This is a genomic window from Pseudovibrio sp. W64 (assembly GCF_001623145.1).
In the GTDB taxonomy this organism is placed as follows: Bacteria; Pseudomonadota; Alphaproteobacteria; order Rhizobiales; family Stappiaceae; genus Pseudovibrio.
The window spans coordinates 1-15500 of record NZ_LMCI01000006.1 but is presented as its reverse complement, the minus strand read 5'-3'; the positions used below and the strand labels follow the sequence as shown (position 1 = coordinate 15500).

Sequence of the window (15500 nt, the reverse complement as noted above, 5' to 3'; positions counted from 1 at the left end):
TTCCGCTGAGTGGTTGAGACAGGGTTGTATCATTGTGAAAAGGTTCATTGATGAATGGAAAGGCTATTTTGGAGACCTCCCTCCCTATAGCCATTACCTCCGTGATGTACTGCCCGAAAGGTGGGTCAGGTTCCATGCACTGCCGGATACAAGACGATACGCAGAAACGCCGGAAGAAGCCGCAATTGTCTTTAACAGAGGCAGAGTATTGGCCAATCGGATTTTAAAGGAGGGGCAGAATTGCCTCTTCATCTCGTATTTCCCGAATTTCGATAAGTATCCTCTCCCTTACAGTCACAAGCTTCTTGATCAGTTTCGTCTGAAATACTGGTTCAAATGGAAGTATGAGGATGACCCATGGGGCGAAGAGGAAACCATAGGCTTTTACGGCAACGAGGTTCGCTGGTTTCCTGAGGTCTATCGCGAAGCCCTTAAAGATGCAGCACAGGATGAAGAGCGTTTTCTGCTCATGAACCGGGAAACATCACGCATATTTGCGCCTTATGACGGCGGCTTCGATTGCTTCATGCAAAATGCAGAAGAAGTTGCCCGCCTTAAATGTGAGTTTGCAGAATGGCTTTCTCCCAGTGACTCTGGTCTATAATGTTTGAAAGCCTAGAGCGCGATATAGGGGACTGGACATATGAAGTTTATTGAAGCCGGGGTGCTGAACATCGCCTATATGGATGTTGGGCCGAAATCAGGTGTTCCAGCTGTTCTGCTTCATGGCTTTCCGTATGACGTGCGCAGCTATGACGAAGTCTCCGTCATTCTCGCCAATCGCGGTTTTCGATGCATCATCCCTTACTTGCGTGGCTACGGGCCTACCCAATATCTGTCTTCGCAAACGCCGCGCTCCGGTCAGCAAGGCGCATTGGCCTTTGATCTGCGGTCACTGATGGTGGCTTTGGAGCTGCCGCAGGCGATTGTTGCGGGCTATGACTGGGGTGGCCGGGCAGCCTGCATCGCTGCAGCCCTCTGGCCGGAAAAGGTGAGGGGGCTCGTGAGTGGCGGGGTGGCCTACAACATCCAGAACATCCCCGCAGCTTACCGACCTGCCTCGCCTGAGGAGGAACAGCTCTGGTGGTATCAGTACTATTTCCAGAGTGAACGTGGCCGCAATGGTTTGACTGAGAACCGCGAAGATCTGACAAAAATGCTCTGGCAGCAATGGTCACCCACCTGGGAGTTTTCTCGCCGAACCTTCCGCGAAACCGCCGAGAGCTTTGACAATCCTGATTTTGTTGAGACTGTCATCCACTCCTACAGACACCGTTTTGGGCTGGTTGAGGGAGATCCCGCTTTTGAGAAGATCGAGGTTCTGCTCACCGCGCAGCCGAAGATTAATGTGCCAGCCATTGCATTGCTTGGTGCCAATGATGGCGTAAGCCCACCGCGGCACAGCAAAGGGCACGAAACAAACTTCAACGGATATTATGAGGCGCGTCTCGTCGAGGGTACAGGACATAACCTGCCGCAAGAAAACCCTGAGGCCTTTGCCGCAGCGATTATTGAAATTGCTGACAAAACAGAATAGTCAGCCGCGTTCTCGTGGTGGGGAGAGAGGGATGGACCTCTCTCCAATCGCTGGATTAAGCGGCTGACAGGGTCAGCGCGTCCAGCTCTTCAAACGGCAAACCAACATACTCTTCTGCTAGCGCTCGTTGTTGGGTCTCGTTTTGCAGCAGAAGCTCATAGCTGTTCTGCTGGATTTTGGCATCGAACCCGTTCATGTCTGGGAAGACGTGCATCAACTGCGTCATCCGCCACGAGAAATTCTCAGAGCTCCACACACGGCGCAAAGCCAGCTCGGAATAACGCTCTAGATGTGCGGAGTGATTGCTCTTGATCTGTTCAATCAATCCGCGTGAGAGATAGAACACGTCAGAGGCTGCGAGATTGAGCCCCTTCGCTCCGGTTGGCGGCACAATGTGAGCAGCATCGCCTGCGAGGAACATACGTCCGTATTGCATTGGCTCAGCCACGAAGCTGCGGAGTGGCGCGATAGATTTTTCAATAGAGGGTCCGGTGACGATATCTGACGCCACATCCGCAGGGAAGCGGGCGATCAGCTCTTCCCAGAACCGCTCATCGGACCAATCCATAACACTGTCCGTCAACGGGCACTGAATGTAATAGCGGCTCAGCAGGCGGTTGCGTTGCGAAGCAAGTGCAAAGCCACGCTCATGATAGGCATAGACCAAATCCGGCAGGGGTGGCACTTCCGCCATGATGCCAAGCCAGCCAAACGGATAAGCCCGCTCATAGGTGCGTAAAATGTCGTCAGGAATAGTCTTGCGGCTGACACCGTGGAAGCCATCGCAGCCAGCAATGTAGTCGCAGTCCAGATGACAGGTCTGCCCGTCCTTCATGTAGGTCACAGAAGGCTTGTCAGAGGTCACATCATGAAGGGTCACATCAGTGGCTTCGTTGATGATGTTGCCGCCAGCGCGTTCGCGGGCGTCATACAGGTCTTCGGTGATGTCGGTCTGGCCGTAGACCATCATCTCCTTGCCAGTCCATTTGTGCGTATCAATGAAATGACTTTCAAAGCCCTGCCGCGTAATCCATGAGCCTTTTTTGCTCTTACCATTCTGATCCATACGCTCTGCAAGGCCATAATCGCGCAGCAGCTGCACAGTGCCGGTCTCTAAAAGACCAGCACGAATGCGCGAGAGAACATAGTCTTTGCTGCGCTGTTCCAGGACAACGCTGTCCACGCCGTTTTCGCTCAGGATGTGAGAGAGTAATAAACCAGCAGGACCGCCGCCGATAATCGCAACCTGAGTACGATCTCTATGGTGGGTCATGAAAAATTCCTTAGGTTCAAAACATCTGGCAGATCGCGGCAATGGGGTATGCGCTAAGTCAGAAGTAAAATGGATTGCGAATACACGTTTGAATAGTGTTCAGTGTTGCTGTTTATGATTGATATGTAAAATTGATTTATAGGCAGAAATTATAGCAAAATTGCTATCAGAGCGCTTTGATCCATTCGGTTGTCTCAGCAATGAATGCGGCCAAGACAACCTGTCGTTTTGCGTTTAGGAAAGGACTCTGGGCAGCCAAAGGGTTAGCGCTGGGAAGCTCACCAGAATTGCAACACGCACCAGCTCGGCGCCAAAGAACGGGGCAACACCTTTGAAGGTCTGGATCATCGGCGTGTCTTTTGCCAAAGCAGAAATCACGAAGACATTCATGCCCACTGGCGGTGTAATCAACCCAAGCTCGACGACGATCAGCGCCAGAATTCCGAACCAGATTTTCAGGTCTTCAGTGCTCATGCCGTACCCAGCGTCGTCAGCGCCCTGATACATGCCACCGTTCAGCTCCATGAGCACAGGCCAGAAGAACGGGATGACCAGCAACATCATGGACATGCTGTCCATCAGGCAGCCAAGCGCGATCAGAGCCAGCAGGATCAGCAGCATCACCGTCATCGGTTCCAGGCCAGAGCCTGCTATCCACGCCGCCGTCTCCTGCGGCAATCCAATGCGGGACATGAATATCTTGAGCAGTTCCGCACCCAGCAGGATCAGGTAAATCATGCCGGAAGTCGCTGCTGTCTCCTTCAGCGCCTCGATCATATCGCTGAGGGACAGATTGCGTTGGAGCAGCCCAAACAACATGACGAGAAACACACCCACAGCAGCTGCTGGTGTTGGATTGTAGAAGCCGAAATAAATGCCGCCGATGACAAGTCCGAAAACGGTCAGTACAGGCAGCACGCCGAGAGAGGCTGCGAGGAACTCTTCTCGCGTTCCAGCGCCACCTGCAGGGCCAGATGAGGGACTGACGAAAACGTAGAGCGCGATCACCGCGAGGAACAAAAGAACGGCCAAAATACCCGGAATAAACGCAGCAACGAACATAGTAACGATGTTCGCCTCCACGATCACCGCATAGATGATCAAAACGACGCTTGGTGGGATGAGAATGCCCAGAACTCCGCCAGCTGCGAGCGTGCCGGTGGCCAAAGCGCCTGAATAATTATAACGCTTCAGCTCTGGCAGAGCGACTTTACCCATGGTTGAGGCGGTCGCGAGTGATGATCCGCAAACAGCGCCAAACCCGGCACAGGAGGCAATCGCTGCCATGGCTGTGCCGCCCTTCATCCAGCCAAGCCATGCATTGGCCGCTCTGAACAGGGATTGGCTCAAGCCGGTTTTCGAGGCGAGCGCACCCATCAGAATAAACAGCGGAATGACAGAGAGATCGTAAATGGCGAACTGGCCATATGCCAATGTTTTCAACTGACTAAGCAGCAGCATTGGGCCATTGACGAGCGCAATCCCAACGCCGCCGACAAGTATCATCGCGTAGGCAATCGGGATACGGATGACAATGAGGAACACCAAAATGGCGAGGGCTCCAAAGCCCATGATAAGACTTTCCGCCATCAGGTTCTCCGAGTCAGATCTCTGGTGTTTTCACTCAGCGTAATAATCGCCCCAATGCTCAACAGAAAAAGCGAAATCAAAACAGGGACATACGCATACCAAACAGGGATTTGCAAAATTGCGGTGGTGTAATCGTACTCTCTTTGATCAGACATACCATGGTACATCCGCCACAACAGCAGCAACCCAAACCCAAACGCTATCAGCGATGCGATCAACGCCAGAAACGCTTTCAAACGAGGACCAGCCTTACTGGTAAAAATGTCCGCTGTGACATTGGCATCAGTGATTTGACAGAAGGGCAGGAAGGAAAAGACTGCAATAGCAACGCCGATCTCTGTGAGCTCGAAATCCCCGGGAAAGGGAGCTGCCCATATGTTGCCAAGGGTGGAGTAGATGTTTATCGCGACCACCGCCAGCAGAACCACTCCGCCGGTAAGTGCCCATGCTACAATAAGTTTTTCGAATGCACCGGCAATGCCGGTGCGTCCGAGTTTTTGAAAGGCGCCCATAGCTACTCGCTGTGCTTGGAAATCAATGCCTGTGCTTTTGCAACAATCGCGTTGCCATCAATGCCTTTTTTGGCGACTTCTGAGGTCCATTTGTCAACGACCGGAGCCAGAGCGTCTCTAAAGACAGCTGTTTCTTCTTCAGAAAGAGTGATGTGTTTGTTGCCTGACTTTACAGCGAGGCCGATGCCAAAGTCATCTGTCGCACGCCAAACTTCACCAACCTTTGCCCACCATTCAGGACCAGATGCATCACGGAAAGCCTTCTGAATGTCTTCAGGCAACCCTTCCCAGCGCTCTTTGTTCATGGATACCTGGAAGACAGAAGTACCAAAGCGCGCTTTGCCAGCACCTTCGATCTGATACTCAGTCTGTTCCTGAATTTTCAGCGGTGGAATGATTTCCCAAGGAATAAATGCCGCATCAATCACGCCCTTTTGCAGAGCTGTTGGCAGCTCAGGAACCGGCATAGCTGCAGGAGACGCGCCAAGCGCTTCAATCACCCATGCACCGGTGCGCGATGGCGTACGAATGCGCATACCTGCCATATCAGCCGGACTGCGGACTTCCTTGTCGCGTGTATGAAGGCCTGCACCTGCATGCACGTGCAAGAACATGACTTCCAAGCCCTTGTATTCAACTTCAAGATCGCTCTTGAACATGTCGTAAAGGGCAAGGTTTGCCGCGCGTGGATCATCCAGGAATACGAACGGAAGTTCCATGACTTCAGTGCGTGGAAACAAGCCCGGTGTGTAACCGTTCAGGGTCCAGACAAGATCAACAACGCCGTCACGAACCTGGTTAACCAGCTCTGGTGGACGACCACCAAGTGACATGGACGGGTAAATCTCGATTTTGACCTGGCCGCCGGAATTTTCTTCAACGGCCTTTGCCCATGGTTCCAGCATCTTGGTCTGCGCTGGCGCTTTGGGGCTTAGAAAGTGGTGGAGTTTAAATGTGTATTCTGCTGCATCTGCCATAGAAACACTGGCAAGCAAAAGTGCTGTAGAAGCGCAGAAGCCTTTGAAATTACCAAACATAAGTATGTGACCCTCCTGAAGAATGGTCGAAACCAGACAAGCCTTCCTGATCCTGCTACTTGGGGCAGTCTCATCTCCCAAAGGCCGTCAAATTCTTAATCACGATCCGGATGATCCGCCAAGGGAATTCTTAGGAATCACCACTGTGAAATCGGAGAATTACATATACTTTTCAAAATGAATAATGAAAAATACCGTGCTTCTCATGCCGTATTGGGTATCAATATGCACCTTGAATTTGCTCTGACTTAGTGAGCTGGAGCGCGAACTTCCTCCTGTTCGCTCAGTCCCATAAGGATCTCGGCAAAGCATTGGGCCGCCGTATCCAGCGTTTCGCCAGCGCGCATGTTGAGGCCGACAGAGCCGACCGTCGCACGTGTATCAATCGGCAACTCCACGAACTGGCCGCTTTCAATCTCACGCGCAATCACACCGCGCGAAATGATCCAGATCGCGTTGTATTCCTGTGTGAAGGCTCTGCCGAATGAGTCCGAGACGGTTTCGATTGCCTGCTCTGGTTCAGGAATACCATGCTCAATGAAAAGACGATCGACGAACGGGCGAATAATTGAGGCTGCAGAAGGGATTAGCACCGGATGAGCATCCAGCTCATTCACGCTGATCTGCGGTTTTCCTGCGAGGGGATGGTTCTTGTCGACGGCAAAAACGACACGCTCGCGGTAATGCGGTTCGAACACCAATCCCTGCATATTCTCTGGTGCTGGCAGGCGGCCCATAACAAGATCCAGCTCACCATTTCTCAGTTGATCCAGTAGGACGTGGTTCTCTCCGGTTACGATATGAAGCCTGTTTCGCAACCCTGTATCAAGGAAAGCCTTAACAGCCTGCGGAATGAGCGATGCAGCCACTGTTGGCAGAGCGCCAATGCGGACCATCGGGCCATCGCTATAGTTGAGCTGAGATAATGCATTGATGCCGTTACGGGCAGCGGCCAGACTGGTGCCTGCATGACGCAGGAACACCTCACCGTAATGAGTGATGCGGATACCGCGTCCGTCTTTTTCAATCAGAGGCTGCCCGCATATTTCTTCCAGTTCGCGAATAGTACGGGTGACGGCTGGCTGGGTGAGATGAAGCACCTCCGCAGCGCGACTCACGCTGTTTTGGCGAGACACTTCCACAAATGCTTCTAAATGCCTGAGCTTTAATCTGCGTAAGTTATTCATAACAATCTCAATATGATTAGTCTGGATAATATCATTATTCATTTTGAAACAGACATGCAATTGATCCGTTTAGGGGGATGCGCATGCACTTCATAGAATTAAACTCTACAACGCTTCACTTCAGTAAGACCAATTCAGAGTCAGCAGCACCAGCGCTTGTTCTGATTAATTCATTGGGAACGGACTTTCGCATTTGGGATGAATTTCTGGTTCATCTCGGGCATCAAGGCGAAGTTCTGACCTATGATAAACGTGGGCATGGTCTTTCTAGTGTTGGCGATGAGCGGTATTCGATTGACTTGCATATGCGTGACCTTGCTGCGCTCATGGACAGCCAGTCCATCAAGAATGCAGTGATTTGCGGTGTATCTGTAGGGGGCATGATCGCAATGGCGCTGCAGGCCGCCCGGCCTGATCTGGTGAGCGGGCTGATCCTGTGTGACACCGCACCGCGCATCGGTGACGCACAGACGTGGCAAGAGCGTATCAACGCAATTGAGGCCAACGGGATGGAGGGGATCGCTGATACAGTGATGTCTCGTTGGTTCTCAGCGGGCTTTCAGGCAAAATGGCCAGAAGCAGTTGCAGGATATCGGAATCTTTTGTGCCGAACACCTTTGGACGGATATATCGGCACATGTGCAGCCATTCGGGACGCTGATCTGACCTGTCAGGCCGCACAGATTGACGTGCCTGTTCTCTGCGTTGCTGGTGAGGACGACCAGTCTACACCGCCAGAACTGGTTGAGGAGATGGCAAGCCTCATTCCGAACGCTAAATATGAGCGGGTGGGAAACTGCGGACATCTGCCAAGTTTGGAGCAACCTGAGTATCTGGCGCATCTTGTTCGGCAGGCGATTTCTCGTTGGCCAAACAGGGTTGACCAGCGTGAACTGCGGCAAAGCGAAATTTACAAACAAGGCATGCAGACACGACGTAGAGTGTTGGGAGACACTCACGTGAATGCTGCTGAAGTTCAAAAGAGCAGTTTTGATGCGCCTTTTCAGGAGCTTATCACTGAAGCGGCTTGGGGGCATGTGTGGTCGCGGCACAACTGGACATTGCGAGAACGGTCCATTGTAACTATTGCGCTTCTCGCTGCGTTAGGGCACCTAGATGAGGTGGCCATGCATGTGCGGGCTGCAAGAAACACCGGGGCAACACGGGAAGATATAAGCGAAGCTCTGCTGCACACCGCAATTTATGCCGGTGTGCCAGCCGCAAACAGCGCCATCAAAGTCGTCAAAAATGTTTTCGCGCAGCTTGATGCGTCAGAGGAGTGAGATGAGCAAGCCAACGACCAATGCTGGTCCGTTCTTTCCGCGAGACCGGAACTGGCATCCTCCGGCATTGTCGCCTAACTACAAAACGAGCGTGTTGCGGTCTCCGCAAAAGGCGCTTTTGTCTCTCGGAAATACAATCAGCGAAACCACCGGACCAGTCTTCGGCCACAACATACTGGGTGAGCTGGATCACGATTTGGTGCAGAACTATGCCAAGCCTGGTGAAAGTGCGCAGGGAGAGCGCATCATCGTCCATGGTCATGTTCTGGATGAAGAAGCCAGACCAGTTCCGAATGCGCTGGTAGAAGTTTGGCAGGCCAACGCTGGTGGCCGCTACCGCCACAAGAAAGATGGCTATCTTGCGCCGCTTGACCCGAACTTCGGCGGATGTGGTCGCGTCATCACCGACGAGAATGGATACTATGCTTTTCGCACCGTTCGTCCCGGCCCGTATCCGTGGCCAAACGGGGTGAATGACTGGCGCCCGTCCCACATCCATTTTTCGCTTTTTGGCTCCGGTTTCGCACAGCGCCTGATCACGCAGATGTATTTTGAGGGCGATCCTCATATTCCGCTGTGTCCGATTGTGAGGACGATCAATGATCCGGCTGCGATTGAGATGCTGGTTGCTAAGCTGGACATGAACCATTGTGTGCCAATGGACGCCCGTGCTTACCGTTTTGATATCGTCCTGCGTGGCCGTCGCTCGACCATGTTTGAAAACCGTATGGAGGGCAATTGATATGACTAAGCTGGAGTATCTGAAAGAAAGCCCAAGCCAGACGGCTGGTCCGTACGTTCATATCGGCTGCACCCCGAACTTCATCGGGAACACAGGGATCTTCAAAGAAGACCTTGGCGCGCGCATGGTGAATGTGCAAACCAAAGGCCAGCGCATTACCATTAAAGGTCGTGTGTTTGACGGAACCGGAACGCCTTTGAAAGACGCTATGCTGGAAATCTGGCAGGCAGACAGTGAAGGTCTGTTCAACAGCCCGTCAGAAACGCGTGGTGAAGCTGATCCCAACTTTACTGGATGGGGGCGCCAGCCAGTCAATCTGGAAAGTGGTGAGTTCTGCTTTGAAACTGTGAAGCCGGGGTTTGTTCCATTTCCCGATGGCAGGCCGCAAGCGCCGCATATCAATTTCTGGATCGTCGCGCGCGGAATAAACATTGGTCTCAATACACGCATGTACTTCCCGGAAGAGGACGAAGCCAACACAGTTGATCCGGTGCTGGGCCGTATTGAACATCGCGTGCGCGTATCAACGCTGATCGCGAAGCAATCCGGCGACACCTACACCTTTGATATTTACATTCAAGGTGAAAACGAAACCGTCTTCTTTGATATCTGATTGATAAATATGGCTGAATTTCTGTCTTTAAAAGATGCGATCACGAAATACCTCAAAAGCGGCGACACTGCCGCTTTTGAGGGTTTTACGCATCTCATTCCCCACGCCGCTGCCCACGAAGTTATCCGGCAGGGCATTGATGAACTCACTGTCATTCGTATGACGCCTGATCTTATTTATGATCAGCTCATCGGTATGGGGCTGGTCAGGAAATTGATCTTCTCCTACGCGGGCAATCCGGGTGTTGGGTTGTTGCGACGCGTTCGTGATTCAATCGAAAACGGCTGGCCGCGATCCATCGAGATTGAAGAGCATTCCCACGCCGCTCTTGCCAATGCATATGAAGCTGGGGCTGCTGGCCTGCCATGCGCCGTGTTTCGTGGTTATATGGGCACAGAACTTCAGCGCGTAAATCCGAATATCAAAAAAATAAATTGCCCTTTCACGGGTGAGGAATTGGCTGCTGTTCCCTCCATTCGTCCTGATGTTGCTTTCATCCATGCTCTTAAAGCTGACCGCAAAGGCAACGTGCTGATTGAAGGAATTGTAGGTGTCCAAAAGGAAGCCGTGCTGGCTGCTACGCACTCCATTGTGACGGTTGAGGAAGTGGTTGATGAGCTGGATACGCATATGAACGCGTGCATCCTGCCACACTGGACCGTCTCCGCTATTTGCGAAGTGCGCGGCGGGGCACATCCGTCTTATGCGCAAGGGTATTACGGCAGAGACAACAAGACGTATATCGACTGGGATCCGATCGCAGCAGATCGTGAGATGTTTCAGGCATGGATGGAAGAACACGTGCTGAAGCAGGGACCAGAGGTGTTTGCTGACCGCATTAAAGGGCTGGAGGTAACTCCATGACAGCACAAGACTTTACCCCGGACGAGATGATGGCCATTGCGGCATCCCGCGCTTTGAGCAACACGGATGTGTGCTTTGTGGGCATCGGCCCGCCATCTGCTGCCTGTAACATCGCCCGTCTAACTCATGCACCAGATATTACGCTGATTTATGAGAGTGGAACGATCGGCACAGCACCAGACGTTCTGCCGCTTTCCATTGGAGATGGTGAGCTTTGTGATACAGCGTTGACGACGGTTTCAGTAACCGAGATGTTCCGCTACTGGCTGCAAGGTGGCAAGATCACAGTCGGTTTTCTGGGGGCAGCGCAGATTGATCGTTTCGCTAACATCAACACCACCGTGGTGGGAGACTACGACCATCCAAGGGTTAGGTTGCCGGGTGGCGGCGGAGCGCCTGAGATCTCCTCTTCCTCTCAGGAAACTTACATCACCATGAAGCAAAGCAAGCGTGGTTTTGTTGAGAAACTGGACTTTTTCACCTCCTTTGGACACGGCGAAGGAGGTGACCATCGCGCCCGCATGGGCATCACCACAAAAGGCCCAACCCTGCTGATAACCGACCTTGCCATCTGGAAACCTGACCCTGTTACCAAAGAGCTGACAGTGGTCTCGCTTCATCCGGGTACGACCAAAGAACGGGTGCAACAAACAGTGTCTTGGGCTGTACGGTTCTCGGATGATTTGCAGGAGACCCCTGCGCCGACTGAGGAGGAACTGTCTGTTCTGCGCGCATTAAAAGCGCGAACGGCGGCGGCACATGCGGGTAACAGAGTGGAGACGGCCTGATGTCTGAGGCATATATTTGCGATTATATTAGAACACCGATTGGTCGTTATGGGGGCGCGCTGTCTTCTGTTCGGGCGGACGATCTTGGCGCTTTGCCAATTAAAGCATTGATGGAACGAAACCCGTCAGTTGATTGGGAAGCCGTTGACGAAGTGTATTACGGCTGCGCCAACCAGGCTGGTGAGGACAACCGCAACGTGGCTCGCATGGTCGCGCTGCTGGCAGGTCTGCCTGAGGCTGTGCCTGGGACAACGCTGAACCGTTTGTGCGGGTCTGGCATGGATGCTGTCATTGCGGCCTCTCGTGCCATCAAGACAGGTGAATGCGACCTTGTGATTGCTGGCGGCGTGGAATCCATGTCCCGTGCGCCATTTGTGATGCCAAAGGCGACCACACCGTTTTCTCGTGCCAATGAAGTGTTCGACACCACCATTGGCTGGCGGTTTGTGAACCCTAAGATGAAGAAGCAGTTCGGTATCGACAGTATGCCTGAGACTGGCGAAAACGTTGCTGAAGACTTTGGCGTTTCTCGCGCAGATCAGGATGCTTTCGCTGCGGGCTCACAGGCAAAAGCGGCGGCTGCGCAAGAAAATGGCCGCCTCGCCAAGGAGATTATTGAAGTTGTAATCCCGCAGCGCAAAGGCGACCCGATCATTGTGTCCGCTGATGAGCATCCACGAGCAGGGACGACAGCAGAGAAACTTGCAAAGTTACCGACACCATTCCGTGAAAATGGCAGCGTGACTGCGGGCAATGCCTCAGGTGTCAACGATGGCGCTGCTGCGCTGATTGTTGCCTCTGCAGCAGCGGTCAAAAAATATGGTCTGACCCCGATTGCGCGCGTGCTTGGCGGAGCAACAGCCGGCGTTGCGCCGCGCATTATGGGCATTGGCCCTGCTCCTGCAGCGCAAAAACTATGCGCGCGGTTAAATTTGCAACCTTCTGATTTTGACGTCATTGAGCTCAATGAAGCCTTTGCAAGTCAGGGGATTGCAGTTCTGCGCGAACTGGGGTTGGATGCAGGTGCAGCTCATATCAACCCGAATGGCGGGGCGATTGCATTGGGCCACCCACTGGGCATGTCCGGCGCACGCATCACCGGAACCGCAGCGTTGGAACTGAGCCTGCAAGGCAAAAAACGCGCACTGGCTACTATGTGTATTGGAGTTGGTCAGGGCATCGCGATCGCGCTGGAAAGGGACTAATGTGAGTGTGAGCCTCTTCACCAACCCTATGTGGAGCGGATTGTTTGGAGATGAGGACGTGCAACGCGCCTTCGCTCTGGAAACAACTCTGGATCACTATCTGGCTTATGAAGTGGCTCTCACCAAGGCTTTGTTCGCACATTCTCTCGTTTCAGCCGAAGCAAAAGACGCTGTGCTTGCTGGCTGCAAAGGGTTTGCACCTGACATAACGCGGATCAAGGCAGGCGTTGCAAAAGATGGCCTGCCAATCCCGGCTTTCATCAAACAACTGCGCATGCGTGTTGGTGAGCCATATGCCGCTGAATGCCACAAAACATCCACCAGTCAGGATGTGATGGACACCGCACTGGCGTTAGCTCTACGAAAAACCTCTCAAATTCTGCAAAAGCGCTTGTCTGCGGTCATCGCTGCACTTGAGACTGTGAAATCAGCGAATAGCGATTATCCGTTGATGGGTAGAACGCGCATGCAAGCTGCGCTGCCAATAACGGCAGGTGACCGCATTTCCACATGGATTGAACCGCTGAAACGGCACTATCAACGGCTAAACGATGTTGTTGCGGAGGTTGCAGTGCTCCAGTTTGGCGGACCTGTAGGAACAAGCCATGCTCAGGGCGAACATGCAGTTGCTATTGCCGCGCATATGGCGGCAGAGCTGGACCTGAGAGTTCCGGAGCATTCATGGCATACGCAGCGGGACAACATGGTGGATTACGCCAATGTCCTTTCCATGATCTCTGGTAGCCTTGGTAAGATCGGTACGGACGTCGCCTTGATGGCCCAGCAGGGCCTTGAGGAAATTAAACTTTCCGGTGGTGGACGCTCCTCAGCCATGGCCCACAAACACAATCCGATCAACGCTGAATTACTGGTGACACTTGCCCGTTACAACAGCACCCAGGTCTCTGCGATGCATAGCGCTTTGGTGCATGAACAAGAGCGTTCTGGCTCAGCTTGGGCGTTGGAGTGGATGATCTTGCCCGGCATGTGCATTGCAACGGGTGCTGGTCTTCAGAGTGCATTAAAGCTGCTGAAACAAACAGAGTGGATTGGAACCCCCTTAAGTGATTAACTGCGCGCACCTAGTCTGAAAGGGAGAATGAGAATGTCCAGTCGCAATGAAGCCATCCAACGGGCGGAAACATATTTCGACAGCGGCGCATTCCTCACTGATCTGGCCCGATTAATCGCAATCCCGACGGAAAGCCAGGAACCCTACCAAAAACACCAATTGATGCGTTATCTGAAAGAGGAGATGCGACCACTTCTCGAGCGTCTTGGCTTCAAAACGCACATCTTCGACAATCCGAACCCGATTGGCGGCCCCTTCCTGTTCGGTGAACGCATCGAAGATCCAAGTTTTCCGACAGTTCTGACCTATGGGCACGGAGATGTGGTACGCGGACAAGCCGGTAACTGGATGGGGGGAAGAGACCCGTTCGTTCTGGAAGAAGACGGCGAGCGCATTTACGGGCGCGGTACCGCTGACAATAAGTGCCAGCATCTCATTAACCTTCAGGCCTTGGGTTGCCTTTTGCAGGAAAAGAAGCAACTTGGCTTCAACTGTAAGGTGATCATTGAGACTTCTGAAGAAACCGGCTCCGCTGGCCTGCAAGAGTTCTTCGATGAACACAAGCAGATGTTGGCAGCGGATGTGCTGATCGCCTCTGACGGGCCGCGCTTGCAATCGGATACACCAACAGTCTTCACCGGTGCGCGTGGTGCGCAAACATTCACACTACAAGTAAACCTGCGTGATGGTGCCAATCACTCAGGCAACTGGGGCGGGCTGCTTGCAGACCCCGCCATTATTCTCGCTAACGCTATCTCCTGCATTGCGGACAAGCGCGGTCAAATCCAGATTCCTAGTTGGCGCCCAACCAGCCTGACACCAGACATTAGGGAAGCTCTGAGTGATCTTCCCGTTGGTGATAGTCAAGGCCCGACCATAAACGAGAATTGGGGTGAGGAGGGTCTCACCCCTGCCGAGCGTGTGTTTGGCTGGAACTCCTTTGCTGTGCTCGCAATGAAGAGCGGCGCACCAGAAGCACCAGTAAACGCAATTGATGGTTATGCCTTCGCAGTTTGTCAGCTGCGCTATGTCGTGGGAACAGATGTACAGGGTCTCGTCCCATCCTTGCGTGCGCATCTGGATGCCAATGGATTTAATAATGTCGAGATAAGGCAGGAAGATCGCGGCTTCTTTCATGCAACGCGCCTTTCGCCAGATAATGCTTGGGTGCGCATGGTGATGACGTCCCTGGAAGAAACCAGTGGCAAGACACCCCATCTTTTGCCAAACCTTGCTGGCTCCTTGCCTAATGAGTGCTTTGCAGAAACATTGGGCCTGCCAACCGTTTGGGTTCCGCATTCTTATGCCGGGTGCTCGCAGCATGCGCCCAATGAGCATATTCTCAAGCCAGTTGCCCGCGATGCCATGCGGAATATGGTGGCGCTGTTTTGGGATATTTCGGAAAAAGGGGCTCCTACTTAGGCTATTCAATGACGCCGCGAGGCTCATTTTGAGATAAAACCCTCATGATTTAAGGCGCTTAAGAGAAAAAGGTGAGCAGGCAGTGGAGAAAACAGATTTCTTTGTAAAAAATGCATTTGCCTGCTGGACAGGAGAAATTTGGCACCCTATAAGACGCTCACCTTCGCAGGCCGGGAAACAAACCGCCCTAGCAGAATGTGCCCGGATAGCTCAGTTGGTAGAGCAGCGGATTGAAAATCCGCGTGTCGGTGGTTCGAATCCGCCTCCGGGCACCACTTATCTCCTTGAAGTTACTAGATAATAAACCGAGCATTCGCTCAACTTTCTCAAGGTTTGACACTTTTCTCAGTGTGGTTTGACACTTTTGCTCTAACT

Annotated in this window: 15 protein-coding genes and 1 tRNA gene; 11 read left to right on the top strand and 5 right to left on the bottom strand. The window is 52.8% G+C overall.

Annotated elements, in window-relative coordinates:
• The first annotated feature begins 34 nt into the window (after nt 1–34).
• Both PsW64_RS03470 and PsW64_RS03465 read left to right on the top strand, forming a co-directional pair.
• The gene (locus tag PsW64_RS03470) at nt 35–604 is read left to right on the top strand and encodes a DUF3885 domain-containing protein (protein ID WP_063302702.1); all 570 of its coding nucleotides are present in this window, start codon (nt 35–37) and stop codon (nt 602–604) included.
• Nucleotides 605–643: 39 nt separating this feature from the next.
• Entirely contained in the window at nt 644–1537 is an 894-nt protein-coding gene (locus tag PsW64_RS03465; RefSeq protein ID WP_063302701.1) for an alpha/beta fold hydrolase, read from the top strand.
• A gap of 55 nt (nt 1538–1592) precedes the next feature.
• On the opposite strand, the gene pobA is transcribed toward PsW64_RS03465, so the two are convergent.
• The 5 genes from pobA to pcaQ form a co-directional block, all read right to left on the bottom strand.
• On the bottom strand, nt 1593–2810 hold the full coding sequence (gene pobA / locus PsW64_RS03460) for a 4-hydroxybenzoate 3-monooxygenase (RefSeq protein ID WP_063302700.1): 1218 nt from the start codon (nt 2808–2810) through the stop codon (nt 1593–1595).
• Nucleotides 2811–3044: 234 nt separating this feature from the next.
• On the bottom strand, nt 3045–4400 hold the full coding sequence (locus tag PsW64_RS03455) for a TRAP transporter large permease (RefSeq protein ID WP_063292850.1): 1356 nt from the start codon (nt 4398–4400) through the stop codon (nt 3045–3047).
• Nucleotides 4400–4912, bottom strand: a complete 513-nt coding sequence (locus PsW64_RS03450) for a TRAP transporter small permease (RefSeq protein ID WP_057461489.1) — start codon at nt 4910–4912, stop codon at nt 4400–4402. Before PsW64_RS03450 ends, PsW64_RS03455 begins: the two co-directional genes overlap by 1 nt.
• Before the next feature lie 2 nt (nt 4913–4914).
• On the bottom strand, nt 4915–5949 hold the full coding sequence (locus PsW64_RS03445; protein ID WP_063302699.1) for a TRAP transporter substrate-binding protein: 1035 nt from the start codon (nt 5947–5949) through the stop codon (nt 4915–4917).
• Between the two features lie 248 nt (nt 5950–6197).
• Nucleotides 6198–7136 carry a pca operon transcription factor PcaQ gene (pcaQ, locus tag PsW64_RS03440; RefSeq protein ID WP_208980546.1) on the bottom strand — a complete coding sequence of 313 codons (939 nt, stop codon included), beginning with the start codon at nt 7134–7136 and terminating at the stop codon, nt 6198–6200.
• Nucleotides 7137–7219: 83 nt separating this feature from the next.
• Between pcaQ and pcaDC the strand changes: the two genes are divergently transcribed.
• The 9 genes from pcaDC (at nt 7220) to PsW64_RS03395 (ending at nt 15400) form a co-directional block, all read left to right on the top strand.
• Nucleotides 7220–8419, top strand: coding sequence for a bifunctional 3-oxoadipate enol-lactonase/4-carboxymuconolactone decarboxylase PcaDC (pcaDC, locus tag PsW64_RS28380; RefSeq protein ID WP_063292847.1), 1200 nt, complete (start codon nt 7220–7222; stop codon nt 8417–8419).
• On the top strand, nt 8403–9161 hold the full coding sequence (pcaH, locus tag PsW64_RS03430; protein ID WP_063293081.1) for a protocatechuate 3,4-dioxygenase subunit beta: 759 nt from the start codon (nt 8403–8405) through the stop codon (nt 9159–9161). The genes pcaDC and pcaH overlap by 17 nt, the downstream gene beginning before the upstream one ends.
• 1 nt (nt 9162) lies before the next feature.
• Nucleotides 9163–9774 carry a protocatechuate 3,4-dioxygenase subunit alpha gene (pcaG, locus tag PsW64_RS03425; RefSeq protein ID WP_063302697.1) on the top strand — a complete coding sequence of 204 codons (612 nt, stop codon included), beginning with the start codon at nt 9163–9165 and terminating at the stop codon, nt 9772–9774.
• Between the two features lie 9 nt (nt 9775–9783).
• Nucleotides 9784–10638, top strand: coding sequence for a CoA transferase subunit A (locus tag PsW64_RS03420; protein WP_063302696.1), 855 nt, complete (start codon nt 9784–9786; stop codon nt 10636–10638).
• The gene (locus PsW64_RS03415; protein ID WP_063302695.1) at nt 10635–11426 is read left to right on the top strand and encodes a CoA-transferase subunit beta; all 792 of its coding nucleotides are present in this window, start codon (nt 10635–10637) and stop codon (nt 11424–11426) included. Before PsW64_RS03420 ends, PsW64_RS03415 begins: the two co-directional genes overlap by 4 nt.
• A complete protein-coding gene (pcaF, locus tag PsW64_RS03410) occupies nt 11426–12631 on the top strand; it encodes a 3-oxoadipyl-CoA thiolase (protein WP_063302694.1) in 1206 nt (401 codons plus the stop codon). The genes PsW64_RS03415 and pcaF overlap by 1 nt, the downstream gene beginning before the upstream one ends.
• A 1-nt stretch (nt 12632) precedes the next feature.
• Entirely contained in the window at nt 12633–13703 is a 1071-nt protein-coding gene (locus PsW64_RS03405) for a 3-carboxy-cis,cis-muconate cycloisomerase (RefSeq protein ID WP_063302693.1), read from the top strand.
• Between the two features lie 33 nt (nt 13704–13736).
• Nucleotides 13737–15125, top strand: coding sequence for a M20 family metallopeptidase (locus PsW64_RS03400; RefSeq protein ID WP_063302692.1), 1389 nt, complete (start codon nt 13737–13739; stop codon nt 15123–15125).
• A gap of 199 nt (nt 15126–15324) precedes the next feature.
• Nucleotides 15325–15400, top strand: a tRNA-Phe gene (locus tag PsW64_RS03395).
• The last annotated feature ends 100 nt before the right edge of the window (nt 15401–15500 follow it).

Excerpts from the sequence above, each read along its gene's own strand:
- PsW64_RS03400 (WP_063302692.1), top strand. The coding sequence starts at position 13,737 with ATGTCCAGTCGCAATGAAGCCATCCAACGGGCGGAAACATATTTCGAC.
- pcaQ (WP_208980546.1), bottom strand. The coding sequence starts at position 7,136 with ATGAATAACTTACGCAGATTAAAGCTCAGGCATTTAGAAGCATTTGTG.
- pcaG (WP_063302697.1), top strand. The coding sequence starts at position 9,163 with ATGACTAAGCTGGAGTATCTGAAAGAAAGCCCAAGCCAGACGGCTGGT.
- pcaDC (WP_063292847.1), top strand. The coding sequence starts at position 7,220 with ATGCACTTCATAGAATTAAACTCTACAACGCTTCACTTCAGTAAGACC.
- pcaH (WP_063293081.1), top strand. The coding sequence starts at position 8,403 with ATGCGTCAGAGGAGTGAGATGAGCAAGCCAACGACCAATGCTGGTCCG.
- PsW64_RS03465 (WP_063302701.1), top strand. The coding sequence starts at position 644 with ATGAAGTTTATTGAAGCCGGGGTGCTGAACATCGCCTATATGGATGTT.
- PsW64_RS03415 (WP_063302695.1), top strand. The coding sequence starts at position 10,635 with ATGACAGCACAAGACTTTACCCCGGACGAGATGATGGCCATTGCGGCA.
- PsW64_RS03420 (WP_063302696.1), top strand. The coding sequence starts at position 9,784 with ATGGCTGAATTTCTGTCTTTAAAAGATGCGATCACGAAATACCTCAAA.
- PsW64_RS03450 (WP_057461489.1), bottom strand. The coding sequence starts at position 4,912 with ATGGGCGCCTTTCAAAAACTCGGACGCACCGGCATTGCCGGTGCATTC.
- pobA (WP_063302700.1), bottom strand. The coding sequence starts at position 2,810 with ATGACCCACCATAGAGATCGTACTCAGGTTGCGATTATCGGCGGCGGT.
- PsW64_RS03445 (WP_063302699.1), bottom strand. The coding sequence starts at position 5,949 with ATGTTTGGTAATTTCAAAGGCTTCTGCGCTTCTACAGCACTTTTGCTT.
- pcaF (WP_063302694.1), top strand. The coding sequence starts at position 11,426 with ATGTCTGAGGCATATATTTGCGATTATATTAGAACACCGATTGGTCGT.
- PsW64_RS03455 (WP_063292850.1), bottom strand. The coding sequence starts at position 4,400 with ATGGCGGAAAGTCTTATCATGGGCTTTGGAGCCCTCGCCATTTTGGTG.